This window comes from Nocardia sp. NPDC052001, assembly GCF_040680615.1.
Lineage (GTDB): Bacteria > Actinomycetota > Actinomycetes > Mycobacteriales > Mycobacteriaceae > Nocardia.
Genome location: NZ_JBFAXC010000004.1, coordinates 661,676 through 684,204, shown reverse-complemented (window position 1 = coordinate 684,204; position 22,529 = coordinate 661,676). Strand labels below are relative to the sequence as shown.

At 67.6% G+C, this 22,529-nt stretch carries 22 protein-coding genes; 11 read left to right on the top strand and 11 right to left on the bottom strand.

Annotated features, from left to right (window positions below; translation table 11 throughout):
* Positions 1–61 precede the first annotated feature (61 nt).
* Entirely contained in the window at positions 62–1,597 is a 1,536-nt protein-coding gene (locus tag AB0L82_RS23250) for a carboxylesterase/lipase family protein (RefSeq protein WP_364640484.1), read from the top strand.
* A 53-nt stretch (positions 1,598–1,650) separates the two neighbouring features.
* Here AB0L82_RS23250 and AB0L82_RS23245 read toward each other — a convergent pair whose 3' ends face one another.
* The 3 genes from AB0L82_RS23245 to AB0L82_RS23235 all read right to left on the bottom strand — a co-directional run bounded on the left by AB0L82_RS23245 (position 1,651) and on the right by AB0L82_RS23235 (position 5,181).
* Complete coding sequence (locus AB0L82_RS23245) at positions 1,651–2,946, bottom strand: cytochrome P450 (RefSeq protein ID WP_364640482.1); 1,296 nt, start codon at positions 2,944–2,946, stop codon at positions 1,651–1,653.
* 100 nt (positions 2,947–3,046) lie between these two features.
* Positions 3,047–3,763, bottom strand: a complete 717-nt coding sequence (locus AB0L82_RS23240; protein WP_364639750.1) for a TIGR03089 family protein — start codon at positions 3,761–3,763, stop codon at positions 3,047–3,049.
* A complete protein-coding gene (locus AB0L82_RS23235) occupies positions 3,751–5,181 on the bottom strand; it encodes an LCP family protein (RefSeq protein WP_364640479.1) in 1,431 nt (476 codons plus the stop codon). Before AB0L82_RS23235 ends, AB0L82_RS23240 begins: the two co-directional genes overlap by 13 nt.
* Before the next feature lie 314 nt (positions 5,182–5,495).
* Here AB0L82_RS23235 and rfbD point away from each other — a divergent pair, with 314 nt between their 5' ends.
* The 3 genes from rfbD to AB0L82_RS23220 are packed head-to-tail and all read left to right on the top strand — an operon-like array spanning position 5,496 to position 8,397.
* On the top strand, positions 5,496–6,368 hold the full coding sequence (gene rfbD / locus AB0L82_RS23230) for a dTDP-4-dehydrorhamnose reductase (RefSeq protein WP_364639747.1): 873 nt from the start codon (positions 5,496–5,498) through the stop codon (positions 6,366–6,368).
* A gap of 11 nt (positions 6,369–6,379) precedes the next feature.
* A complete protein-coding gene (locus AB0L82_RS23225; protein WP_364639744.1) occupies positions 6,380–7,282 on the top strand; it encodes a glycosyltransferase family 2 protein in 903 nt (300 codons plus the stop codon).
* Positions 7,283–7,302: 20 nt separating this feature from the next.
* The gene (locus tag AB0L82_RS23220) at positions 7,303–8,397 is read left to right on the top strand and encodes an NDP-sugar synthase (protein ID WP_364639741.1); all 1,095 of its coding nucleotides are present in this window, start codon (positions 7,303–7,305) and stop codon (positions 8,395–8,397) included.
* Positions 8,398–8,471: 74 nt separating this feature from the next.
* Here the strand turns inward: AB0L82_RS23220 and AB0L82_RS23215 are convergent, their stop codons facing one another.
* Positions 8,472–8,690, bottom strand: a complete 219-nt coding sequence (locus AB0L82_RS23215) for a DUF4287 domain-containing protein (protein WP_364639738.1) — start codon at positions 8,688–8,690, stop codon at positions 8,472–8,474.
* A 219-nt stretch (positions 8,691–8,909) separates the two neighbouring features.
* Here AB0L82_RS23215 and AB0L82_RS23210 point away from each other — a divergent pair, with 219 nt between their 5' ends.
* From AB0L82_RS23210 to AB0L82_RS23200, 3 genes are all read left to right on the top strand, one after another.
* Entirely contained in the window at positions 8,910–9,488 is a 579-nt protein-coding gene (locus AB0L82_RS23210) for a TetR/AcrR family transcriptional regulator (RefSeq protein ID WP_364639735.1), read from the top strand.
* A gap of 70 nt (positions 9,489–9,558) precedes the next feature.
* On the top strand, positions 9,559–11,043 hold the full coding sequence (locus AB0L82_RS23205; protein WP_364639732.1) for an NAD(P)/FAD-dependent oxidoreductase: 1,485 nt from the start codon (positions 9,559–9,561) through the stop codon (positions 11,041–11,043).
* 17 nt (positions 11,044–11,060) lie between these two features.
* Complete coding sequence (locus AB0L82_RS23200) at positions 11,061–11,462, top strand: DUF3052 domain-containing protein (RefSeq protein WP_364639729.1); 402 nt, start codon at positions 11,061–11,063, stop codon at positions 11,460–11,462.
* A 3-nt stretch (positions 11,463–11,465) separates the two neighbouring features.
* Here AB0L82_RS23200 and AB0L82_RS23195 read toward each other — a convergent pair whose 3' ends face one another.
* The 6 genes from AB0L82_RS23195 to AB0L82_RS23170 all read right to left on the bottom strand — a co-directional run bounded on the left by AB0L82_RS23195 (position 11,466) and on the right by AB0L82_RS23170 (position 17,885).
* Complete coding sequence (locus AB0L82_RS23195) at positions 11,466–12,386, bottom strand: cation diffusion facilitator family transporter (protein ID WP_364639725.1); 921 nt, start codon at positions 12,384–12,386, stop codon at positions 11,466–11,468.
* A 74-nt stretch (positions 12,387–12,460) separates the two neighbouring features.
* Entirely contained in the window at positions 12,461–13,387 is a 927-nt protein-coding gene (locus tag AB0L82_RS23190; protein WP_364639722.1) for a cation diffusion facilitator family transporter, read from the bottom strand.
* Between the two features lie 159 nt (positions 13,388–13,546).
* Positions 13,547–14,785, bottom strand: coding sequence for a mannose-6-phosphate isomerase, class I (gene manA, locus AB0L82_RS23185; RefSeq protein WP_364639719.1), 1,239 nt, complete (start codon positions 14,783–14,785; stop codon positions 13,547–13,549).
* On the bottom strand, positions 14,785–15,972 hold the full coding sequence (locus AB0L82_RS23180) for a tobH protein (protein WP_364639716.1): 1,188 nt from the start codon (positions 15,970–15,972) through the stop codon (positions 14,785–14,787). Before AB0L82_RS23180 ends, manA begins: the two co-directional genes overlap by 1 nt.
* Positions 15,973–16,045: 73 nt before the next feature.
* Positions 16,046–17,422 carry a phosphomannomutase/phosphoglucomutase gene (locus tag AB0L82_RS23175; protein ID WP_364639713.1) on the bottom strand — a complete coding sequence of 459 codons (1,377 nt, stop codon included), beginning with the start codon at positions 17,420–17,422 and terminating at the stop codon, positions 16,046–16,048.
* 73 nt (positions 17,423–17,495) lie between these two features.
* Positions 17,496–17,885 carry a DUF3499 domain-containing protein gene (locus AB0L82_RS23170; protein ID WP_364639710.1) on the bottom strand — a complete coding sequence of 130 codons (390 nt, stop codon included), beginning with the start codon at positions 17,883–17,885 and terminating at the stop codon, positions 17,496–17,498.
* 173 nt (positions 17,886–18,058) lie between these two features.
* On the opposite strand from AB0L82_RS23170, the gene AB0L82_RS23165 reads away from it, so the two are divergent.
* Positions 18,059–18,541, top strand: coding sequence for a metallopeptidase family protein (locus AB0L82_RS23165; RefSeq protein WP_364639707.1), 483 nt, complete (start codon positions 18,059–18,061; stop codon positions 18,539–18,541).
* A gap of 183 nt (positions 18,542–18,724) precedes the next feature.
* Here AB0L82_RS23165 and AB0L82_RS23160 read toward each other — a convergent pair whose 3' ends face one another.
* On the bottom strand, positions 18,725–18,952 hold the full coding sequence (locus tag AB0L82_RS23160) for a WhiB family transcriptional regulator (RefSeq protein ID WP_033089244.1): 228 nt from the start codon (positions 18,950–18,952) through the stop codon (positions 18,725–18,727).
* Positions 18,953–19,584: 632 nt separating this feature from the next.
* Between AB0L82_RS23160 and cofD the strand changes: the two genes are divergently transcribed.
* From cofD to AB0L82_RS23145, 3 genes are read left to right on the top strand one after another with little or no spacing between them, the layout of a single operon-like run.
* Positions 19,585–20,544, top strand: a complete 960-nt coding sequence (gene cofD, locus AB0L82_RS23155; protein WP_364640476.1) for a 2-phospho-L-lactate transferase — start codon at positions 19,585–19,587, stop codon at positions 20,542–20,544.
* Positions 20,541–21,908, top strand: a complete 1,368-nt coding sequence (locus tag AB0L82_RS23150) for a coenzyme F420-0:L-glutamate ligase (protein WP_364639687.1) — start codon at positions 20,541–20,543, stop codon at positions 21,906–21,908. Before cofD ends, AB0L82_RS23150 begins: the two co-directional genes overlap by 4 nt.
* The gene (locus AB0L82_RS23145) at positions 21,905–22,423 is read left to right on the top strand and encodes an NUDIX domain-containing protein (RefSeq protein WP_364639673.1); all 519 of its coding nucleotides are present in this window, start codon (positions 21,905–21,907) and stop codon (positions 22,421–22,423) included. Before AB0L82_RS23150 ends, AB0L82_RS23145 begins: the two co-directional genes overlap by 4 nt.
* Positions 22,424–22,529 lie beyond the last annotated feature (106 nt).

Genomic DNA, 22,529 nt, shown 5'->3' with positions numbered 1-22,529 from the left:
TCGGTACTCTCGATTTACGGAGTACGAGGAGGTGGCTGTGAGCACTCGAGTCTTCGAGACACTGCAGGACGAGGGCATCGATCCGGTCGCACGGACCGAATTCGGCGAGGTCAGGGGCCGACGCGAGGGTAAGACCGCGGTCTGGCGCGGCATTCCGTACGCCGCGAGCGCGGGTGGGCCGAACCGATTCCGGCCCCCGCAGCCCCCGCACCGCTGGGATGGCGTGCGCGATTGCGTGAGTTTCGGCGAGATAGCGCCGCAGAGCGCGGGCTTCGTCCCGGTGGACTCCGGTTTGCGGATGGGCGAGAACTGCCTCTGGCTCAATGTGTGGGCCCCGGCCGCCGCCACCGAGGAACCCCGCCCGGTCATGGTGTGGTTCCACGGCGGCGCGTACTGCCTGGGCACGGCCGCGCAGGCCATCTACGACGGCCGCAAACTGTCCGAAATCGGCGATCTTCTCGTGGTCACGGTGAACTACCGGCTCGGCGCGCTCGGCTTTTTGGACCTGTCCTCGCTCGGCCCGGATTTCGTGCCGAATCTGGGCCTGCACGATCAGATCTTCGCCCTCGAATGGGTGCGCGACAATATCGCGGCGTTCGGCGGCGATCCGAGCAATGTCACCATCTTCGGTGAATCCTCGGGCGCGGGCTGTGTCACCGCCCTGCTCACCTCACCGCGCTCGGCCGGGCTTTTCCATCGCGCCATCGCCGAATCCCCGCCCGCCACCACGGTTTTCGGTCCGGAGCGCACCGCGGGCGTGGCCCGCCGCTATCTGGAGATGCTGGAACTGCCCGAATCGCGCGCGGGTGAACTGCTGGAATTGCCGATCGAACGCATAGCCACGGCCGCCGGGGCGCTGTTCGACGAGGTCCCGACCAAGGAACCCGGCCGCCTGGCCGCGGTCCCCGTGGTGGACGGCGATCTGCTGCCCGCCTATCCCACCGAACGTTTCCGCGAGGGCCGCTCGCACCGGGTGCCGCTGATCATCGGCACCAATAGGGACGAGGCGTCCATGTTCCGGCTGTTCCGCTCGCCGATCATGCCGGTCACCCCGGAAGCGGTGAACTCCATGCTGCTCGGCGTGGCCGCCGAACATCCGGGCCTGTCACCGGAGCGCATCGCCGAGATCGCCTCCGCGTACGCGGTCACCTCCGCGCGCGGCGCGCTGAGCATGTCCACCGATGCGGCGTTCCGCATGCCCGCGCACTGGGTGGCGGAAGCGCATTCGGCGCATTCGCCGACCTGGATGTACCGCTTCGACCATGCCACGCCGATGCTCAAGGCGGCCCGGGTCGGCGCGGGGCACGCCTGCGAATTGCCCTATGTATTCGGCAATTTCGGCTCCTTCGACCGCGACCCCACCTTCTGGCTCGGCGGACGCAAAGCGGCGCAGGAGGTTTCGGGCCGGATCATGCGCCGCTGGACCGCCTTCGCCACGCACGGTGTGCCCGCGGCCATCGACGGCTCCAAACACTGGCCGCCGTACACCGTCGCCGAGCGCAAAACCCTGGTCATCGACGCCGCCGACCGCATCGTGGCGGACCCGGACGGCGAACGCAATTCCATCTGGGGCGATGAGGTCGTCGGCTTCTACTGAGCTCGATCCGGGATCCCCACCGCCACAATGGATCCCGGGTCGACCCGCCCGGGTTACACCGTCGCGGTGGCCCGGCGGCCCAAATTGACCGGCAGCCGCGCGTACCCGTGCAGCGTGTACAGCGGCCGCCGCTCCGGCGTGCCCGACAGCGCCAGTTCCGGGAAGCGGTCGAACAGTGCGCGCAGCGCGTATCCGGCCTCCATGCGCGCCAGGCTCGCACCCAGGCAGGTGTGGATACCGCTGGAGAACGTCAAGTGGTCCTTGGCATTCGAGCGCGTGATGTCGAACCGATCCGGATTCTCGAACATCTTCGGATCCCGATTGGCCCCGGCCAGCGACAGCACCACCACGCTGCCCTTGTGCAGCGTCACCCCGCCGAGTTCGGTATCGCACAGCGCCGTTCGCGCCGTGCTCTGCACCGGCGCGTCGAAACGCAGCACCTCCTCGACCGTCTGGGGCCACAGTTCGGGCTCGGTGCGCAGCCGCGCCAGCTGCTCCGGATGCGCCAGCAACTGCACCACGCCATTGCCGATGAGGTTGACGGTGGTCTCGAAACCCGCGCCCATGAGCAGGCTGGCGGTGGCCTTGAGTTCGCGATCGTCCAGATCGCCCGCGATCACCAGGCTGCTGAGGATGTCGTCACCGGGTTCGCGGCGCAGCCGCGCGATGTGCTCGTCCAGATAACCGTCCATATTGATCATGGCGGTGGCGGCCGCGCGCCAGGTGCGCCAGGCGATGCCGAAGTCCAGCAGCGGGCTGGCGGCATCACCCCACGCCAGGAATTGCTTCCGGGATTCCTGTGGGAAGCCCAGCATTTCGGCGATGATGGCGATCGGCACCTGCGCCGCGTAATCCTCGATGAGATCCGCGGACCCGTCCTCGGGCAGCGCGTGCAGCAGTTCCGCGGTCACCGATTCGATCCGCTCGCGCAGCCGTCCGATGGCGCGCGGGGTGAACGCGGCCGACACCGATTTGCGCAACCGGGTGTGTTCGGGCGGATCGATCACCAGCATGGACGGCGGCTCCACCGGATTCGGCGGCAGTTCCGCGGCCCGGATCAGCTTGGTCAGTGGCCCGGGCAGCTGCACATTGTGCGCACCGAAAATGCCGAAGCGACTGTCCCGCAACGCGGCCCGGGTCAACTCGTAATCGGCCGTGGCCCAGCCGACCGGACCCTTGTACAGCCGCCCGCGCCCGCGCAACTCCTCGATATGCGGGTACGGGTCGTACAAACCGGAGGTGCTGCCGACCAATTGCGCGAACGGGTCACCCCGCCGGGCCTGAAAACGCAGCGCGTACCTGGGTGTGCCCTGCTCCAGCAGCCACCGTAACCAGTATCGCGGGCTCATCATCGCTGAACTCCCATCCTCGGATGCCTCCACCGTACGGAAAACCGGTGTGACGAAAAACATCCCGAAGAGGGAATCGGAAATCCTCCCGTGGCAGGAGTCAGGAACGCTGCGCGGTAACCCGCTCACTGGTGACGCGACGCTCGCGCGCGGCCGGATCCGGGTTCGCGACCTGCACCAATGACGCTCCGGACGCCAGCACGGCGACCAGCCCATCGATCAATTCGGCCGGGGTTTCCCACGGGGTCGAGGACAGCACCCGATCCTCGGCGGTGAAGCCCTGGCGCGCAGCGGATTTGCGGGCCTCCTCGAAGACCTCCGACACCGAGGTGCCGTCCAGCGCACAGCCGATACCGCTGGGCCGGAACTGGTCCCCGTGCACGCGCACCGCGGTCGCGTAATCGGTGACGCCGATCGGCAGATCCCGCACCGGCATGCCCATCGGATCCAGCGACAGCGCCGCCACCTCCGGAATATCACCCGCCTCGGCGATCCGGTCGGCGGTCACGAGGGCGAGTTCGGCGTCCGGGTCGGCGTGCAACACCACTTCCACCCCGGCCCACCAGCAGCCCAGCAGGACCGCCGCGGTCTGCCAGTGCGCGGGCAGCAGCACCGCCACCCGGGAACCGGCCGAGAGCCCGAATTCGTCGCGAATCATATTGGCGGTCTTGGCCGCCCAGTTGGCCAGCGTGAGCGCGGATAGCTCGATGCGCGCTCCGGTGGCGTCGTCGTAATAGGTGATGCGCGGGCCCGCGGGATCGCGGGCGAGGATGGGGTCGAGCACCGCTTCGGTGAGGGTCTCGTTCAGTTCACGCATTTCGGTCCGTTCTTACCGGCATCGATGGGTGGGGCGGGCGGCACCGGGGTCATCGTGGTGGAGTTGCTGGTGGTGGGGTCGAAGGCGGTGCTGCTCGTCGCCGAACCGGGACCAGAGTAGTCACTCGCCAGCACCACCCGGATCGAGCCCTCCGGCATACCGCTCTGCGCGAACACCGGCAGTCCGCCCAGCGCCTTGCCCACCGCGCGCGCTTTGGTGTCACCGCCGCTCGCCGCCAGCACCCGACTGCTCTGAATCGGGCCGCCGATCCAATTGTCCACCGTTCCGGTGCGGAAACCCTTGCCGGTCAGCGCCTGTGCGGCCTGGCCCGCCAGTCCGCCGGTGCCGCTGGCGTTGTAGATGTCCACCGTGATGGTGGCGGGGTCCACACCGCCGGTCTCCTCGTGCGGGTCATTGTCCGCACCGATGGTTTTGGCGATGTACTTCTGCACCGCGACCGGATCAACCCGGACCACCGATTCGCCCTCATCGGTCCAGCCGTTGAGATCCTTGACCGGAATGGTCTCGAACTTCACCTGACCACCGGACAGATCCTGCAATTGGTTCATGAACGACAACACATCCCAGCCGTCGTCGAGCACGACCGTGCGGCCCACCGCGTCACTGAGATCCTTCAGGCGGCCCGGGCTGGTCAGCGTCTTGGCGCTCAGCACCTGATGCACCAGCTGCGCCATGTACACCTGCTGGCGCACGATTCGATCCAGATCGCCGCGAGGCAGCTCATGGCGTTGCCGCACGAAGCTCAAAGCCTCGGGGCCATTGAGCTTCTGGGGTCCGGCGGGGAAGTCCGCGCCCGACATCGGTTCGTACACCGGACTGTTCAGGCAGACGTCCACACCGCCGACCGCGTCGGTGAGCAGTACGAAGCCGAGCAGGCCGACCTCGGCGTAATGGTCGACGGTGATACCGGTCAGGTTCGCGACCGATTTGATCAGCGCCTGCCGCCCGGACTGGGTGGACCGTTTGTCCGCGTCGGTCGCGGAAACGCCCTTGTCCAAGAGCTTCTGCTGTTCGGTCAGCTTGGTCGCGCCGTACGCCGAATTGATCTTGCCCTTGCCGATGCCCGGAATATCGACGTACGAGTCGCGCGGAATCGAGATGGCGGTCGCGGATTCACCGTTGTTCGGCACCCGGATCAGCACGATGGTGTCGGTATTGAGGCCCACCTCATCGCCCGCGTGCAACATGGCCCGCTCATCCTCGGACAGCGGATTGCCGTGCGCGTCGGTGCGGGAGTCGATGCCCACCATGAGAATGTCGACCGCGCCGTCCTTCTCCCCACCCAGCCCGAGATTGCCGATCCGCTCGATGCTGGACACCAGCTCGTCCATGCTGTGCCAGCCCAAACCGGTGACCACCAGGACCAGCACCGCGGCCGCCGCCGCGAGCGCACGCATCGGATTCGCGCGCTGTCCGCCGCCCCGCGACCTCTTCCCTGCGGGGCGGCGCGACGGTAGCGGCGCGGATGCCCTGGTGGATTGCGACACCCTCGACTTCCTCTCAGTGCTCGGCCGACCACACCCGAGTTTCCGGGTGACATCGATGGACTTCCCCCAATTGCTGAGGCTAGACGCGTGGCCGGACATGTTCGTGTAGCCCGCGCTCCGTGAGTCGTGCGTCCGCGCACGCGGGTTGCGCACTCGAAGCCGGGCATCACCGCAGGCAGACTCGGGCGCGACCGGGCCACCTCGGACATGCCAGACTGACCGCCGTGACTTCTCCCGCCGTGACGCCAATCACCGCGCGGCTCGTGGTGACCGGTGCGCACGGACAGCTCGGCCGCGCGCTGCTGGCGCTCGCACCCGATGCCCGCGGTTACGGCCGTGCCGAACTCGATATCACCGATCCGGATGCCGTACGCGCGGTGCTGAATCCGGGCGATGTGGTGCTGAACTGCGCGGCCTACACCGCCGTCGACAGGGCCGAATCCGATGTGGACGCGGCCTTCGCCGTCAATGCCACCGGACCGGCGGTGCTGGCGGCGGCCTGTGCCGAAGCCGGGGCGCGGCTGGTGACGGTCTCCACCGATTACGTCTTTCCGGGCGATGCCGAAAAACCGTATGAGCCGGGCGATCCGACCGGACCGTCGACGGTGTACGGCCGATCGAAATTGGCCGGGGAACAAGCGGTTCTGGACTTAGACCCGAATGCGCGCATTGTCCGGACCGCCTGGGTCTACACCGGGCGGGGCACCGACTTCGTCGCCACCATGCGGCGGCTCGAAGGTGAGCGCGAGAATGTGAACGTGGTCGCGGATCAGCTCGGATCACCCACGTACGCACCGGATTTGGCCGCCGGGCTGCTGGAACTGGCGGCTCGCTCGGACGATCCCGCGATTCCGCGCGTCCTGCACGCCACCAATGCCGGACAGGCCACCTGGTTCGAGCTCGCGCAGGCCGTGTTCGCGGGTATCGGCGCTGATCCGGGACGTGTACTCCCCTGTGGCACCGCGGATTTCCCGAGACCGGCTCCGCGCCCGGCATATTCGGTCCTTTCGGGCAAATCCTGGGCCGCCGCCGGGCTCACCCCGCTCCGGGATTGGCGAGCGGCACTGAACGACGCGCTGTCCGCCATCTCCGACTAGGCTGGGCGTCCGTGAGCCCCTCGGATTCTGCTGAACGGCCGACGCTGGCCGTCGTCACGGTGACCTACTCGCCCGGTGAGCACCTGCAGCACTTCATCAGCACGCTAGCCACCGCCACCAGCGAGAAGCCTCAGGTCATCCTGGCCGACAACGGTTCAACGGACGGCGTGCCGGAATTGATCGCCGACGCCAACGCGCATGTGCGCCTGCTACGCACCGGCGGCAATATCGGATACGGCGGCGCGATCAATCGCGCGGTCGCGGAGATCGATCCGGACATCGAGTTCATCGTCATCGTCAACCCGGATATTCGCTGGCATACCGATTCCATCGACGAACTGCTGACCGCCGCCCGCCGCTGGCCGCGCGCCGGAGCCCTCGGACCCAAGGTCCTCGAACCGGACGGCTCGCTGTACCCGTCCGCGCGTTCGGTGCCCGGTCTGGCCGACGGCGCCGGACACGCCATCCTCGGCACCATCTGGCCGGGCAACCCCTGGACCCGCCGCTACCGCCAGGAGAACGAGCAGATCTCCGAGCGGACCGTGGGCTGGCTGTCCGGTTCCTGCCTGCTGGTGCGCCGCGCCGCCTTCGACGCCATCGAGGGATTCGACTCCCGGTACTTCATGTACATGGAGGATGTCGACTTCGGTGATCGGATGGGCCGGGCGGGCTGGCACAATGTGTTCGTGCCGTCCGCCGAGGTCACCCATGCCAAGGGGCACGCCGCGGGTCGCCATCCGGAAACGATGCTCCCGGCGCATCACGCCAGCGCCTACCGTTTCCAGGCCGACCGGCATCCGCACTGGTGGCAGGCTCCGCTCCGGGTCGCGCTCAAGGCTGGACTTGCGATCCGCTGCAGGCTTGCGGTTCGATCCGCACTGCGCGAACGCGACAAGGCGGACGCGCTCAACTGACAACCCACACCACAGGGGAGATGATGGCGAACAGCGGCAATGCTGCCGGGTCCACGGACGCGGTGATCCTGGTCGGGGGCCAGGGCACCAGATTGCGTCCACTGACCCTGTCCGCCCCGAAACCGATGCTGCCCACGGCCGGACTGCCGTTCCTGCAGCATCTGCTGGCCCGCATCGCCGATGCGGGCATCACCCACGTCGTACTCGGCACCTCCTACAAGGCGGAGGTGTTCGAGGAACACTTCGGTGACGGCTCCGAACTCGGCCTCGAACTCGAATACGTCACCGAGACCGAGGCGCTGGGCACCGGCGGCGGCATCCGCAATGTGCTGCCCAAACTGCGCGCCGACACCGTCATGGTGTTCAACGGCGATGTGCTCGGCGGCACCGACCTCAACGGTGTGCTGGAAACCCATCACGCCTCCAACGCCGATGTCACCCTGCACCTGGTCCGCGTCGGCGATCCGCGCGCCTTCGGCTGCGTCCCCACCGACGAAACCGGCCGCGTCACAGCCTTCCTGGAGAAGACCCAGGATCCGCCGACCGACCAGATCAACGCCGGCTGCTACGTCTTCCGCCGCGAATACATCGAGAAGATCCCGGCGGGCCGCCCGGTCTCGGTGGAACGCGAAACCTTCCCCTCCCTGCTCGCCGAGGGCGCGCACATCCAGGGCCACGTCGACACCTCCTACTGGCGGGACATGGGCACCCCCGAGGACTTCGTCCGCGGCTCCGCCGATCTCGTCCGCGGCATCGCCCCCTCCCCGGCCCTGCCCGGCCAGCGCGGCGAATCCCTCGTCCACCCCAGCGCGGGCGTGGCCCCGGGCGCACTGCTGATCGGCGGCACGGTCGTAGGCCGCGGCGCAGAGGTGGGCGCGGGCGCTCGCCTCGACGGCGCAATCCTTTTCGACGGCGCCTGCGTGGAAGCCGGTGCCACCGTCGAACGCTCCATCGTCGGCTTCGGCGCCCGCATCGGCCCCCGAGCCCTCGTCCGCGACGGCGTGATCGGCGACGGCGCGGTCATCGGCGCCCGCTGCGAACTCCTCCGCGGCGCCCGGGTCTGGCCCGGCGTCGACATCCCCGACGGCGGCATCCGCTTCAGCACCGACGTCTGATCGACCGCCTTCGGCATAACGCAATCGGCCGCTCCCTGTGGGAGCGGCCGATTTGCGTTGTGGGGGAGGGGATTTCAGCGCTCCCACTTGCCGGGGTTGAGGTGGAACTGGGCGAGGGCGGTGGCGTGGCCGTGGCCCAATTCGTGTTCGGTCTTGAGGAATTCGACCATCGGCTTCTGGGTGGTGATGCCGGAGGCGGTGAGGATGACGAACCAATCGTCCACGGAGCGGCCGTATTTGGCTTCGATCGTCGGGAAGTACGAGGCCGGGCCGTGCGGCTTGGTGGTCGTCATGGTGTCGCTCCTTTGTGTGCGGTGTTGTAAGGAGAGACGGTGCACGGGCGCGGAAATCATCCGATAGTGGCGGAGGTCACAGCCCGCGACGATGGCGGACAGGGGCGGTGGCGATGCGGGAGATGTTCACTGTTGCTCCAAAATCTAGCGCTGCTAACTGATGTGGATAACGCTAGATCATGCACGGGTAGTTTGTCTAGCGATGCTAGAGTTCTTGGTATGAGCGCTATACAGACCCGCAAGGAACGCGAACGCGCCGATCGACATCAGCGCATCATCGACACCGCTCGCGAACTCGCCGAGACCAAGGGCTGGGAAGCGGTCACCATTCGCCGCCTCGCCGACGCCATCGAATACAGCCAGCCCGTGCTCTACAGCCATTTCGCGGGCAAGGACGCCATCGTCGCCGCGGTCGCCGAACAGGGCTGCGCCGAACTCGCCGTCGCCACCCGCGAGGCCCGCGAACGAGCCGCCACCCCCGAGGCCGGACTCATCGCCGTCACCGAGAACTACCTGGCCTTCGCCCGCGACAGCGCCGCGCTCTACGACGCCATCTTCCTGCTGCGCACCGATCTGAAATTCGGGCCCGAGGCTCCGCAGGCCCTCAAGGACGCGTTCCTGGAACTGCTGCACACCTTCGCCCCGTTCGCCGGATCGCACGATGTGGAAACCTTCACCGAGGTCGCCTGGTCCGCGCTGCACGGCCTCGCCACCCTCGATCGGGGTGGCCGACTGCGGCCGGACTTTCGCGATCAGCGTCTGGAAATCTTTATCGCCCAGTGGGTCCGCCCCGCCTGATCCGGGCAACCGGGGGCGGGGTTCGTCACGGTCGCGGCACACCCGGCCGCCACGCGCATAGGCTGTGGTCATGGCTGACGCGGTGGTGGTCGGATCGGGGCCCAATGGGCTTGCGGCGGCGGTGATCCTGGCTCGGGCGGGGCTCGAGGTCGAGGTCTACGAGGCCGCCGACGCGATCGGCGGTGGCTGCCGCACCGGGGAGATCACGCTGCCCGGATTCCGGCACGACCTGTGCGCCGGAGCGCATCCCATGGCGGTGGCGTCCCCGTTCTTCCGCGCCTTCGACCTGAAGGCGCACGGCGTGGAATTGCTTACCCCGCAGGTCTCGTACGCGCATCCGCTCGATGGCGGGCGTGCCGGTCTGGCCTGGCGCGATCTGGAACAGACCGCGGACGGACTCGGCCGCGACGGCGGCTCCTGGCGGCGGCTGTTCGGCCCGCTGGTGCGCAAATGGGAAGACCTCGTCGGCCTGATCATGTCGGATCTGCGCCATCCGCCCATCGATCCGACCGGATTGCTGCACGTGGACCCGGGCGTCGAACTGCGCATCGCGCGCCGCATGCTGGAACAGTCGACACCGCTGTGGGACTTGCGCTTTCGCGAGGACATCGCGCCCGCACTGTTGACCGGCGTTGCCGCGCACGCGATTCGGCCGCCGCGCAGCCTGCCCGGTGCGGGCGTCAGCCTGCTGCTCGGCACCCTCGCCCACGCGCGCGGCTGGCCCGTCCCGCGCGGCGGCAGCCAGGCCATCGTCGATGCGCTCGCGGCTGATCTGCGCCGCAACGGCGGTCGCGTCATCACCGGGCACCGGGTCGACTCCATCGACGAATTCGATTCCGCACGAGCGGTACTGCTGGATCTGGCCCCCGCCGAACTCCAGCGCATCGCCGCGAATCGGCTACCGAGCCGATACAACCGGGCGCTGGACAACTTCCGCTACGGCGGCGCGGCCTGCAAGGTGGATTTCGCGCTGTCGGGCCCGGTGCCGTGGCAGGCGCGCGGCTGCGAACGCGCGGGCACCCTGCACCTGATCGGCAGCCGCGCCGAGGCCGTCGCCGCCGAAAAAGCCGTCGCCGCAGGCGATCATGCCGACCGCCCGTACGTACTGTCCATCCAGCCCGGTGTCGTCGACGACACCCGCGCCCCCGCCGGACAGCGCACCTTCTACACCTACGCGCACGTCCCGAACGGTTCCACCCGCGATATGACCGAGGCCGTCACCGCCCAGGTCGAACGCTTCGCCCCCGGCTTCCGCGATCTCATCCTGGCCAGCACCGTCCGTACCGCCGCCACCATGCCCGCGCACAATGCCAACTACATCGGCGGCGATATCTCCGCGGGCGCGATGACCTTCCGCCAGACCGTTTTTCGCCCCGTCCCGCGCTGGAACCCGTACCGCACCCCGCTCCCCGGCGTCTACCTCTGTTCCTCGGCGACCCCGCCCGGTCCGGGCGTGCACGGTATGAACGGCCTGCACGCCGCCCGTCACGCCCTGCGCCGCGAATTCGGCGTGCGAACCGACCCCTTGGACCTGCTCCGCAGCACCCACCCCTGAGCGCCTATCCTCACGGTATGGCCGGTTACTCGGGTACGCCGCTGCCCCGCAAGCTCGGAATCAAGGAAGGCGCGCGGGTGCTGCTGGCGGGTGCGCCCGCGGATTTCGAGCTGGGTGAGCTGCCCGGGGCGGTCGAATTACACCGGTGCGCGGGTAGCGGTGGTTACGACGTGATTCTCGGCTTCTGCCCGGATCGCGCCACCCTGCTGCGGCACTTCGGTTCGTGGCGAACACATCTGGTCACCGATGGCGGCCTGTGGATCGCCTGGCCGAAGAAATCCGGCGGTATGCCCACCGATCTCACCGAGACCATGGTCCGCGAATACGGCCTCGCCCAGGGTCTGGTCGACAACAAGGTCGCCGCCATCGACCCCGTCTGGTCGGGCCTGCGGTTCGTCATCCGGCTGGCCGACCGCTGAGGTTCAGCGCTGTTCGGTGCGGTGCAGATCCGGTTCCAGGTAGATGTTCCCGGCGGCCGGAACCGCTTCGCGCACACGCGCTTCCGCGTCGTCGAGGGCGAGTGCGGCGGCATTGATGTCCAGTCCGGAGGTCATCGACACCTTGGCCGCGACCAGCAGATCATTGGGCGCGAGGTACTGCGTCTTGAGATTGAGCACGCCGGTCACCGCGCCGCCGCCGTCCACCAGGGCGGTGCGGATGCGCCGCTCCTCATCGGGTGTCGCGCCCTCACCGATGAGCAGGCTCTGCATCTCGATGATGAGTACCACCGCGATACAGCCGAGCAGCACGCCGATGGCGATGGTGCCGATACCGTCCCACAGCGGGTTTCCGGTGAGCGCGGTCAGCCCCACGCCCGCGAACGCCAGTACCAGGCCGATGAGCGCGCCCGAATCCTCCAGGAGCACCACGGGCAGTTCGGGATTGCGGGTGGTGCGGATGAATCGCCACCAGCTATTGCGCCCCTTCAGCGGTGAGGACGCGCGGGTCGCGGTGAGCAGACTGTAGGACTCCAGCCCCATCGCCACCACCAGGATGGCGAGCGCGATACCGACATCGGTCAGCTCTTCCTGATGCCAGATCTTGTTGATGCCCTCCTCGATGGAGTACAGCGATCCGACGCTGAAGATCACCAGCGCCACCACGAAGGCGTAGAAGTAGCGATTGCGCCCATATCCGAAGGGGTGCAATTGATCCGGTTCCTGTTCGGCGCGTTTGCGTCCGATCAGCAGCAGCCCCTGATTGGCACTGTCGGCCGTGGAGTGTGCCGCCTCGGCCAGCATGGATCCGGATCCGGTGATGGCCGCGCCGATGAATTTCGCGATGGTGATGCCGACGTCCGCCGCGAATGCCGCGAGAACCGCTTGCCTGCTGCCGGAAGCCATGGTTCCACGCTACCGACGTGCGGGCCCGCGCACCGGCTCTACACGCGGATCGGACGTTTCGGAACCGGGCGGGCTCAGCTCTGAACCGGTTGTGTCCGATACAGATCCGGCTCCAGGTAGATCACCCGCGCGGCCGGAACGGCCTCGCGCACCCGGGCCTCGGCGGCGTCGATGGCGGCGGCGATATCGGCGATCTCCAGCCCCGGCACGATGGACACCTTGGCCGCGACCAGCATCTCCTCCGGCCCCAGGTACTGGGTGCGCAGGTGGATCACCTTGTTGATGCTGCTGTCGTCCACCAGGTTCGCCCGGATGGCGCGATCCTCTTCGGGTGTCGCGCCCTCGCCGATGAGCAGACTCTGCATCTCGATGATGAGAATGACCGCGATGATGCCGAGCAGGATGCCGATGGACAGCGTGCCGATGCCGTCCCATACCGGTTCATCGGTGATCACGGTCAGGCTGATGGCCACGAACGCCAGGATCAGACCGATGAGCGCGCCGGAATCCTCCAGCAGCACCACGGGCAGTTCCGGATTGCGCGAGTTGCGGATGAACCGCCACCAGCTGGCATCGCCCTTGAGCGGCTTGGACTCTCGCATGGCGGTGACGAAGCTGTAGCTCTCCAGCGCGATGGCGATGCCGAGGATGACGATCGCGACGAGTGGGTTGGTCAGTTCCTCGGGATGCTGGATCTTGTGGATGCCCTCGTAGATGGCGTACACCGAGCCGAGCGCGAAGATCACCAGCGCGACGATGAACGAGTAGAAGTAGCGGTTGCGCCCGTAGCCGAACGGGTGCAGTTGATCGGCCTGCTGTTCGGCGCGCCGCTGCCCGAGCAGCAGCAGCCCCTGGTTCGAGGTGTCGGCCACCGAGTGCACGGCCTCGGCCAGCATCGATGCCGATCCGGTGATCGCCGCGCCGATGAACTTCGCCACCGCGATTCCGGCATTGGCGCTGAGCGCCGCCAGGATCGCCTTCTTACCGCCACCCGCAGACAATGTGCCGTTCCTTCCCGAACCCATGTCCGTTTTGTCGCAAAAACACTCGAGGGGACAGCCTACCGATCCACACCGCCCGCCATGCACCCTATGCCGCTCCGGGCGACGCACCACAACCGTCGACCCGGCATGTTCGCGGCCGGGAAGACGAAAGGGCGTTCAGTCCTCGTCGACGGTCGCGCAGAACAGTTGCGCGGGACCGTCTATCGCGCGTGCCCGAATAGCGCCGTCCGCGGCCGATATCCAGGCCGCGTGCCCGCATTCGACCCGCAGTTCGTCACGGCCCTGTGAGAACGCGATGGTGCCGTGCGTGCACAGCGCGATACCGGGACCGGCGGTGTGCGGGATGACCACCGCGTCGCCGTCCGCCCCGAGCTCGTACCGGCTGAGCGCGAATTCCGGTGCGGGCGTGTGGTACTGGAAAACCCCGTCGCCCAGTTCCTCCGCCTCGATGATCGGCAGGTCCAGGGGTTCGAAGTCCAGCACCCGCAACAGCTCCGGCACATCCACGTGCTTGGGCGTGAGCCCGCCGCGCAGCACATTGTCGGAATTGGCCATGATCTCCACGCCGACGCCGCGCAGATACGCGTGCAGGTTCCCGGCCGCGAGGAACAGGCCCTCACCGGGTTCCAGCGTGACGCGATTGAGCAGCAGCGCGGCGAGCGTCCCCGCATCGCCCGGATACGCCTCGGCGAGTTCGAGCGCGGTGCGCACCTCGGCGGTGAATTCCTTACGCGTGCCGTTGCTTCCGGCATCGCGCTCGGACAGATAGCGCACGCACCCGTCCAGCACCTTGGGCAGCAGGGTGCTCAGCGCGGCCTGCGGCAGCGCGATCCAGGTGGTGAACAGCGTGCGCAGCCCGGCCGAATCGGGTTGGGCGGCAAGCAGCTCGGCGTACGAGTTGAGTTCGGGCACATCGAGCGCGTTGAGCAGCCGCACGGTCTTGCGCGGTTCCCGGAATCCGGCCAGCGCCTCGAAGCGTTCCAGCGCCACCACGAGCTCGGGTTTGTGGTTCTCGTCGCGGTAGTTGCGCATCGGCGAGTCGATCGGCACCCCGGTGTGGTTCTCCCGGGCGAAGCCCTGCCGCGCCTGTTCCAGGCTCGGATGCGCCTGGAGCGAGAGCGGTTCCTCGGCGGCGAGGATCTTCAGCAGGAAGGGCAGTCGGCCGCCGAATTCGCCCGCGACAGCGCCGAGTTCGTGTTGCGGGTCGGCGCTGACCACTTCGAGCAGGGATCGGGTGTGCCCGTTGATCCGCACCTGTGCGGGATCGGCGGGATGCGCGCCGAACCAGAGTTCGGCTTCCGGATGTGCGGATGGAACCGGTCGCCCGCACAGCTGAGCGAGCGCGGTGCGCGAACCCCATGCATAAGATCGCAGCGCACCAGCGAGTTCGTGCACTAGTAGTTTCCCCCGTCATAGCGACCCGGATTCGAGGCCGGGCTGACGCCGAGTAGTCGTAGGTACGCGGCGGCCATTTCCAGCCGAAGTGCGAGCACCGCAAGCTGTTCCAGTTCACCGCGCGCCCCGGGCAGCGGCTGGGCGGGTGCGCCCGTCTGTTCAGGTTCGGTCCCGCCGACGGTCTCGGCGTCCAGGTTCACCAGTTCGGCGTCGACCAGTCCGGCATCGGAGCCGAAGATCGCCAGCCGCCGCCGGGCCGTGGATTGATCCGGATCGGCGCTGAGCACGAACAGCCGCACCTGCTCCACCGGAGCCGGGCCGTCCAGTTCGGCATCGTGGAAGAGCGGATCGAAATCCGGTGCGGCCGTCCCCGCCGCCTGCACCAGACGACCGTGTGCGGCAACGGCTTCGGCGAGGGTGACCGCGGCGGTGATCTGCCCGGCGCCGGCCAGCAGCACCTCGGAGGCATGCGCGGCGAGCACGGTCGCGGCGGGCGAATCACCCACGAGCACCATGCGCTTGCGCTGCTGCATGCGGGTGGCCAGGGTTTTGGCCGGATTGTGGAACGCCTCGTGCTGCGGTCCGTCGCGCAGCGCCTCGGCGTCGAGCAGATCGGCGAGCGCGTTCAATTCGGGCAGGCTCGGGCCGGTGCGATTGGGGTCGATCGCGCCCAGCACCGCCATCCCGACCGCCAGATAGCGCAGCAGCCGATTGTGGTCGAGCACCCGGACCCGGGGCGGCAGCATGGTGGCGCGCCCGGCCGCGGCGGCGCGCAGCGGTCCCTCATCGGGTGCGGCGACCACCACTTCGGCACCGCGGCGGACCGCGAAGTCCACGGCGGCGGCCAGGCGCGGATCGCCCGCGTCGTCCCCGGCGACCAGCACCACGTCCAGCGGGCCGACCCAGGGCGGTATCGCGGTGGCGGCGACCAGCGGCATGCTGGTGCGATCGCCGAGCGCGGCGAGCAGCAGGGCGGCCGCGCGCGCGGCTCGGCCACTACCGGAAACCATGACGAGACTGCGCGGGCGCAGATCCCGCAACCGGGTGAGCGCGTCCTCGGCCAGTGCCGCCGCGGTCGCTCGCACCAGCGCACCGCCGGATGCGGCAGAGCGCAAGGTGCCCCCGGTGTCGGCCGCCTCCAGCGAGGCGACGTCATCGAGGTCGAGTACAGGTGTCCCAGCGATCATCGGGCGTTGCCACCTCCCCTCATCGGGTCACCAGACGCTGGTGAATCCAAGCTCTGTGATTCCACTATTCCAGTCAGGCGCGAACGATGCCCAGGATCTCGGTGACGAGTTGGTCTACTTCCTCCTGCGATCGGGCTTCGACGTTGAGCCGCAGCAGCGGTTCGGTATTCGAGGCCCGCAGGTTGAACCATGCCTTATCCGCGAGTTGCACGGTGACCCCGTCCAGGCGGTCCACCGACTTGGCTCGCTTACCGAACGCCTCGAGCACCGCGGTGGTTCGTTCCTTCGCGTCGGCCACCGTCGAGTTGATCTCTCCGGAGGACGAATACGTCGCATACGCGGACGCGATCTCGGACATCGGCCGATCCTTCTCACCGAGCACGGCCAGCACGTGCAGCGCCGCCAGCATGCCGGAGTCGGCGCCCCAGAAATCGCGGAAGTAGTAGTGCGCGGAATGCTCGCCGCCGAAGATCGCACCGGTGGAGGCCATCTGCTGCTTGATGAACGAGTGACCCACCCGGGTGCGCACCGGATTGCCGCCCAGCTCGTTCACCAGCTCGGGCACGGCCTGCGAGGTGATGAGGTTGTGGATGATGGTCGCGCCCGGCTCCTTGGCGAGCTCGCGCTCGGCCACCAGCGCGGTGATCGCGGACGGCGGGACCGGATCGCCCTTCTCGTCCACCACGAAACAGCGGTCGGCGTCGCCGTCGAAGGCCAGGCCGATATCGGAACCGGTCTTGCGGACGTAGTCCTGCAGATCCACCAGATTCTTCGGATCCAGGGGATTGGCTTCGTGATTGGGGAAATTGCCGTCGAGTTCGAAGAACAGCGGTTCGATGGTGAACTGCGCCAGCGTGCCCAGCACGGCGGGAACGGTGAAGCCGCCCATGCCATTTCCGGCGTCCACCGCGATGCGCAGCGGGCGCGCACCGCTCAGATCGACCAGCTTGTGCAGGAATTCGGCGTAGGCGGACAGCAGATCCTGTTCGGTCGCGGTGCCGCGCGGGCCGTCGAATTCCGGTACGCCCGAGATGACCTCATCGGAGATGGTCGCCAGGCCGGTGTCCTGCCCGACCGGCAGCGCCTTGGCGCGGCACAGCTTGATGCCGTTGTACTTGGCCGGATTGTGGCTCGCGGTGAACATCGCGCCCGGGCATTCCAGATGGCCGGAGGCGAAGTACAGCTCATCGGTGGAGGCGAGCCCGATGTGCACCACATCCAGGCCCTGCGCCAGCACGCCGTCGGCGAAGGCGGCGGAGAGTTCGGGGGAGGAGTCGCGCATATCGTGGCCGATCACCACGCGCTCGGCGCCCTCGGCTCGCATCAGCCGGGCGAAGGAACCGCCCACGTCACGCACGAACGCCGCGTCGATTTGTTCACCTACGACCCCGCGTACGTCATATGCCTTGATGACTGCATGTACGGACTCGGCGGAGCGGGGCTCTGTCATGCCGACCACATTAGTAGAGGTCGCTCTGGGATCGAATTCGGCGCTGCTGCGCATGTCCGCGAAGCTTCGATGCTCAGTTGGGCGGGTCCGGGAGTACCCGTAGATGCCCGCGTCTGCCGGTGCGATTCGGGCGCTGCTGGGCGGGCGGGTAATCGGTGTAGCCGCGCGGGTCGGGTTCCGGTGTGCGGCGGCGCAATCCGGCCTCGCGCACGGCCTCGGCCAGCGCGGTCAGATCGTCGTCATCGGGTGTGCCGGAGGAGAACCCGCCCTCATGCTTGACCAGTTCCCAGCCCTTGGGGGCGGTGATGCGGGAGGCATGTGTCTCGCAGAGGTCCCAGGAGTGCGGTTCGGCGACGGTGACCAGTGGTCCGACCACTGCCATCGAGTCCGAGTACACATAGGTCAGCGTCGCAACGGCCGGATTCTTGCAGCCTGGACGGCAGCAACGACGCATGGGAATCACGCCATGCAGGGTAACCCTCCGGGCGCGCCGAGGGGGATAGACACGCTCAATGAGGTCGGCCTCACTCGAGCAGATGTCCGGTTCGGCCGGTCGATGTCCGGTTCGCCGGGTGTTGCGCGAGCGACGCCGAGGCGAATCCAACTCGAGGGTGGATTGCGGTTAGATTCAGTGTTATGACCCGTTCACGTAAACGACCGGCGCCGACCGCGCGCTCGGTGATCCGCCGCGGGCGGGGTGTGCGCGGGCCGATGTTGCCGCCGACGGTTCCGGCGCGGCGCACGCGCGGGCAGCAATTCGATCGGCTCGTCCTGGAGGCGTTCGCGCCCGTGGAGAGTCGCTGGCACGACCAGCTGACCAAACTCGATATCGCGGTCGATGATGTGCCGAAAATCCGCCCGCTGCACCCGGATTCGGTGACCTGGCCGGATGAGGTCGTCGCCGACGGTCCGGTGCCCCTGTCGCGCCTCATCCCGGCAGGGGTGGACCGATACGGTCAGGCGACCCGCGCCCGAGTTGTCTTGTTCCGCAAACCCTTGGAACTACGCGCGGGCGACCCTGACGACCTGGTGGACCTGCTGCGCGAAGTTCTCGTCCAGCAGATCGCGACCTACCTCGGGGTCGACCCGGATGTGATCGACCCCGAACCCGGAGAATGAGATACCCCTCGCGACAACTGATTTCGTGAGTTCGGGGTAACTCCGGGGGCACCCCCGGAACTCGCTGCGCACCTAGCCGTCAGCACGCGAATGGTACGGCTGACGGCTCTTACCCGGGCGCTGAAGTCGCGGGGAGGCGGGGGAGCTTGAAACTTGCTGCGCTGGGTACGCAGCAAGGTCGACTTAGATGATTCCGCGCTTCAAGCGACGACGCTCGCGCTCGGAAAGCCCGCCCCAGATGCCGAACCGCTCATCATTGGCGAGGGCGTATTCCAGGCATTCATCGCGAACTTCGCAGCCCAAGCAGATGCGCTTGGCCTCGCGGGTGGAACCGCCCTTCTCGGGGAAGAACGCCTCCGGATCGGTCTGGGCGCACAGCGCCCGTTCCTGCCACTGCTCCGCTTCGGTCATCTGGCGGCCACCGCGGGAAAAACTGTCGAACGCTTCATCATTGCCCGTGACGATCAAGCTCAGGCGCGGCGGTTCGGGCTGATATTGCGCTCTCGCCCATTGGCCGCCCCCCGGCCGCGTCGTCATCGGTTCACCCCCCTCGATTCCGTTCCAAGCATCGGCGCAGAAGCCAGGTGCTGCGCCAGCTGTGGAATCGGTTTGCGATACACCGCCTGGAATTTCTGACGGGGCCAGCTCATCGGCCATCGCTCCGCCTCCTCACTGTGTGTTAGCGCAGAATGATTAATCCGCCGGAACCGATCCCACCGACGGCCCAACACCGCGACGTAGTCCCGCGGCCATCCCCGAGCTGTTCGCCATTCCGATGATGCGAACGCGTGTTCGAAATGCTGTCCGCGCCTTGAGCTCTCGCACGGACCCGGAATGACATGCCTGTGATTAGACACGCCGGGCGTGGCGGTGGTCAAGCCGCCGAAGCTATTCCGTTACCATCCGCGACCCCGTTCGGCAAGGTTCCCGCAGATCAAACAGCAAATTCACAGCAAATATCCCGTGACGGTTCTTCCGGCCCGAAACGCTTAGGCTGTGCGGATGTGACTCGAGAACAAGCGGACACCGCACCCGGAACCGGTCTGCGCATCGCGGTATTGGTCGGCGGAGTGGGCGGCGCGCGGTTCCTGATGGGCGTGCGAGAGCTGGTCCCCGGGGCCGAGGTGACTGCCATCGTCAATGTCGGCGATGACGTCTGGATGCACGGCCTGCGCATCTGCCCTGACCTGGACACCTGCATGTACACGCTGGGTGGCGGCATCGATCCGGAACGCGGCTGGGGACATGCGAACGAGACCTGGAACGCCAAGGAGGAGCTGGCGAAATACAACGCTCAGCCCGATTGGTTCGGACTGGGTGATCGCGATATCGCCACCCATCTCATTCGCACCGAAATGCTGCGTCAGGGGTATCCGCTATCGGCGGTGACCGAGGCCCTGTGCAAACGCTGGGAACCGGGTGTGCGCCTGCTTCCCGCAACCGACGATCGGTCCGAAACGCACGTTGTTATCGGCGACCCGGAGAACCCTGGCGAACGTCGCGCGATCCATTTCCAGGAGTGGTGGGTCCGCTATCGGGCAAACGTAGAGACCCATGGATTCGTGACTATTGGGGCGGATCAAGCAAAACCGGCCCCCGGTGTGACGGAAATCATAGAGTCCGCGGACGTCATTCTGCTGGCCCCTTCGAACCCCGTGGTGAGTGTCGGATCCATCCTCGCGGTCCCCGGAATCCGCGGCGCGCTGCGCACCACCGACGCCAAGGTCATCGGCCTCTCACCCGTGGTGGACGGAAAACCATTGCGCGGCATGGCCGATGAATGCCTCTCGGTGATCGGCGTGGAAACCACCGCCGAAGCGGTCGGCAACTACTACGGCGCGCGCACCGGCACCGGCATCCTCGACGGCTGGCTCATCCACGACACCGATACCGCCGACGTCCCCGGCGTGGAGGTGCGCGCGGTGCCCCTGCTCATGACCGATCCGGCCGCCACCGCGGAGATGGTGCGCCAGGCCCTGGACATCGCCGGGGTGAAACCATGAGTGAGACAACGGGATTGCCCGAATTCGGGGACCACGCGTCGGGCGGGGAGTTGCGCATCCTGCCGATCGAGGGGCTGCCGGAGTTCCGGCCCGGCGATGACATCGCCGAACATATTGCGGCGCAGGCGAGTTGGCTGCGGGACGGGGATGTGCTGGTGGTGACCAGCAAAATCATCTCCAAGGTGGAGGGGCGCATCGTGGCCGCGCCCACCGATCCGGACGAGCGCGATGCCGCGCGGCGCGAACTGGTGCGGCAGGAAGCGGTGCGCGTGGTCGCGCGCAAGAACCGCACGCTCATCACCGAGAACAAGCTCGGCATCGTGCAGGCCGCCTCGGGTATCGACGGCTCCAATGTGGAGCGGAATGAACTGGTGCTGCTGCCGGTCGATCCGGACGCCAGCGCCAAGGCATTGCGCACCGCGCTGGCCGAACGGCTCGGTATTCAGGTCGCGGTGGTCATCACCGACACCATGGGACGAGCCTGGCGAAACGGCCAAATCGACGCTGCCATCGGATCTTCCGGACTGCGCGTCATGCACGACTACGACGGCGCGATCGACGGTCAGGGCAATGAACTGCACGTCACCCTCGTCGCCATCGCCGATGAACTGGCGGCCGCGGCGGATCTGGTGAAGGGCAAGCTCGGCGGCGTCCCGATCGCGGTGGTGCGCGGACTGGACTATGTGGACGACGGGTCGACGGCGGCGGATCTGCTGCGGCGCGGGGTCGAGGATCTGTTCTGGCTCGGCACCGAGGAGGCCATCGACCTCGGTCGCGGTCAGGCGTTGCTCATGCGCCGTTCGGTGCGCCAATTCGCCGACACCCCGGTCGAACCCGAGTTGATCCGCGCCGCCGTCGGTGAGGCGCTCACCGCTCCGGCTCCGCATCACACCCGCCCGGTGCGGTTCGTGTGGGTCCGCAAGCGTGGATTGCGCAATCAGCTGCTCGAGGCGATGGCCGAGAAATGGCATGCGGATCTGAAGGGTGACGGCCTCTCCGATGAGCGTGCCGAACGCCGAGTTTCCCGGGGCCGCATCCTGTTCGACGCCCCCGAGGTGATCATCCCGTTCTGCGTTCCCGACGGCGCGCACGACTATCCGGATGAGCGCCGCCGCGCCAATGAGGCGACCATGTTCAACGTGGCGGTCGGCGCGGCCGTGCAGGGCCTGCTGGTCTCGCTCGCCACCAAGGGCATCGGCAGCTGCTGGATCGGCTCCACCATCTTCGCCCCGGAGATCACCCGCGAGGTGCTCGGTCTGGCTCCGGACTGGAATCCCTTGGGGGCCATCGCCATTGGCTACCCACTGGAAGAGCTCGCGCCGCGCGATCCCCGCGAGCCGGGCATGGGGCTGGTCGAACTGTGAGCGCGGAGTCGTTGCACAAGTCCGCGGTGGAGTTGCTCGAAACCTGGTCTCCGGCAACGGGTCCGGAGCAGTCGCTGCGGGAGGCGATGCTGGCGTTCCTGGGGTCCGCGCCGCGCGGGTGCCTGCGCGAGCACGCGGCGGGGCATATCACCGCCTCGGCGATCGTGCTCTCGCATGACGAGTCCGAGGTGCTGCTGACGCTGCATCCCCGGGTCGGGCGGTGGATTCAGCTGGGCGGGCATTGCGAGGAATCGGACGATACGGTCGCGGCGGCGGCGTTCCGGGAGGCCACCGAGGAATCCGGGATCGCGGGGCTGACCCTGGAGCCCGGGTTGTACGGCGCGCAGGCGCATCCGATCAAATGCTCACTGGGCGTGCCGACCCGGCACCTGGATCTGCTGTTCAAGATCAAGGCCCCGGAAGGCGCTGTGCCCGTGCGCAGTTCGGAATCCACCGACCTGCGCTGGTGGCCGGTGGACGGACTACCCGTCGACGCGGACGTGCTGCTGCGCTGAGTGGACCGGATCGCTCCGCTCGTCCGCGTGGTCGTACCCGCGGTGGCCGACCTGCGGTGCCCGGTCTGTTCGGCCGCTCACTCAGCGGCCCCTCGCGTTGATTCCG

Bases quoted from the DNA above. Each gene is read 5' to 3' on its own strand.
- AB0L82_RS23245 (WP_364640482.1), bottom strand. From the start codon at position 2,946: ATGAGCCCGCGATACTGGTTACGGTGGCTGCTGGAGCAGGGCACACCC.
- AB0L82_RS23240 (WP_364639750.1), bottom strand. From the start codon at position 3,763: ATGCGTGAACTGAACGAGACCCTCACCGAAGCGGTGCTCGACCCCATC.
- AB0L82_RS23235 (WP_364640479.1), bottom strand. From the start codon at position 5,181: ATGCGTGCGCTCGCGGCGGCGGCCGCGGTGCTGGTCCTGGTGGTCACC.
- AB0L82_RS23220 (WP_364639741.1), top strand. From the start codon at position 7,303: ATGATGGCGAACAGCGGCAATGCTGCCGGGTCCACGGACGCGGTGATC.
- AB0L82_RS23215 (WP_364639738.1), bottom strand. From the start codon at position 8,690: ATGACGACCACCAAGCCGCACGGCCCGGCCTCGTACTTCCCGACGATC.
- AB0L82_RS23210 (WP_364639735.1), top strand. From the start codon at position 8,910: ATGAGCGCTATACAGACCCGCAAGGAACGCGAACGCGCCGATCGACAT.
- AB0L82_RS23205 (WP_364639732.1), top strand. From the start codon at position 9,559: ATGGCTGACGCGGTGGTGGTCGGATCGGGGCCCAATGGGCTTGCGGCG.
- AB0L82_RS23200 (WP_364639729.1), top strand. From the start codon at position 11,061: ATGGCCGGTTACTCGGGTACGCCGCTGCCCCGCAAGCTCGGAATCAAG.
- AB0L82_RS23195 (WP_364639725.1), bottom strand. From the start codon at position 12,386: ATGGCTTCCGGCAGCAGGCAAGCGGTTCTCGCGGCATTCGCGGCGGAC.
- AB0L82_RS23180 (WP_364639716.1), bottom strand. From the start codon at position 15,972: ATGATCGCTGGGACACCTGTACTCGACCTCGATGACGTCGCCTCGCTG.
- AB0L82_RS23175 (WP_364639713.1), bottom strand. From the start codon at position 17,422: ATGACAGAGCCCCGCTCCGCCGAGTCCGTACATGCAGTCATCAAGGCA.
- AB0L82_RS23165 (WP_364639707.1), top strand. From the start codon at position 18,059: ATGACCCGTTCACGTAAACGACCGGCGCCGACCGCGCGCTCGGTGATC.
- AB0L82_RS23160 (WP_033089244.1), bottom strand. From the start codon at position 18,952: ATGACCGAAGCGGAGCAGTGGCAGGAACGGGCGCTGTGCGCCCAGACC.
- AB0L82_RS23150 (WP_364639687.1), top strand. From the start codon at position 20,541: ATGAGTGAGACAACGGGATTGCCCGAATTCGGGGACCACGCGTCGGGC.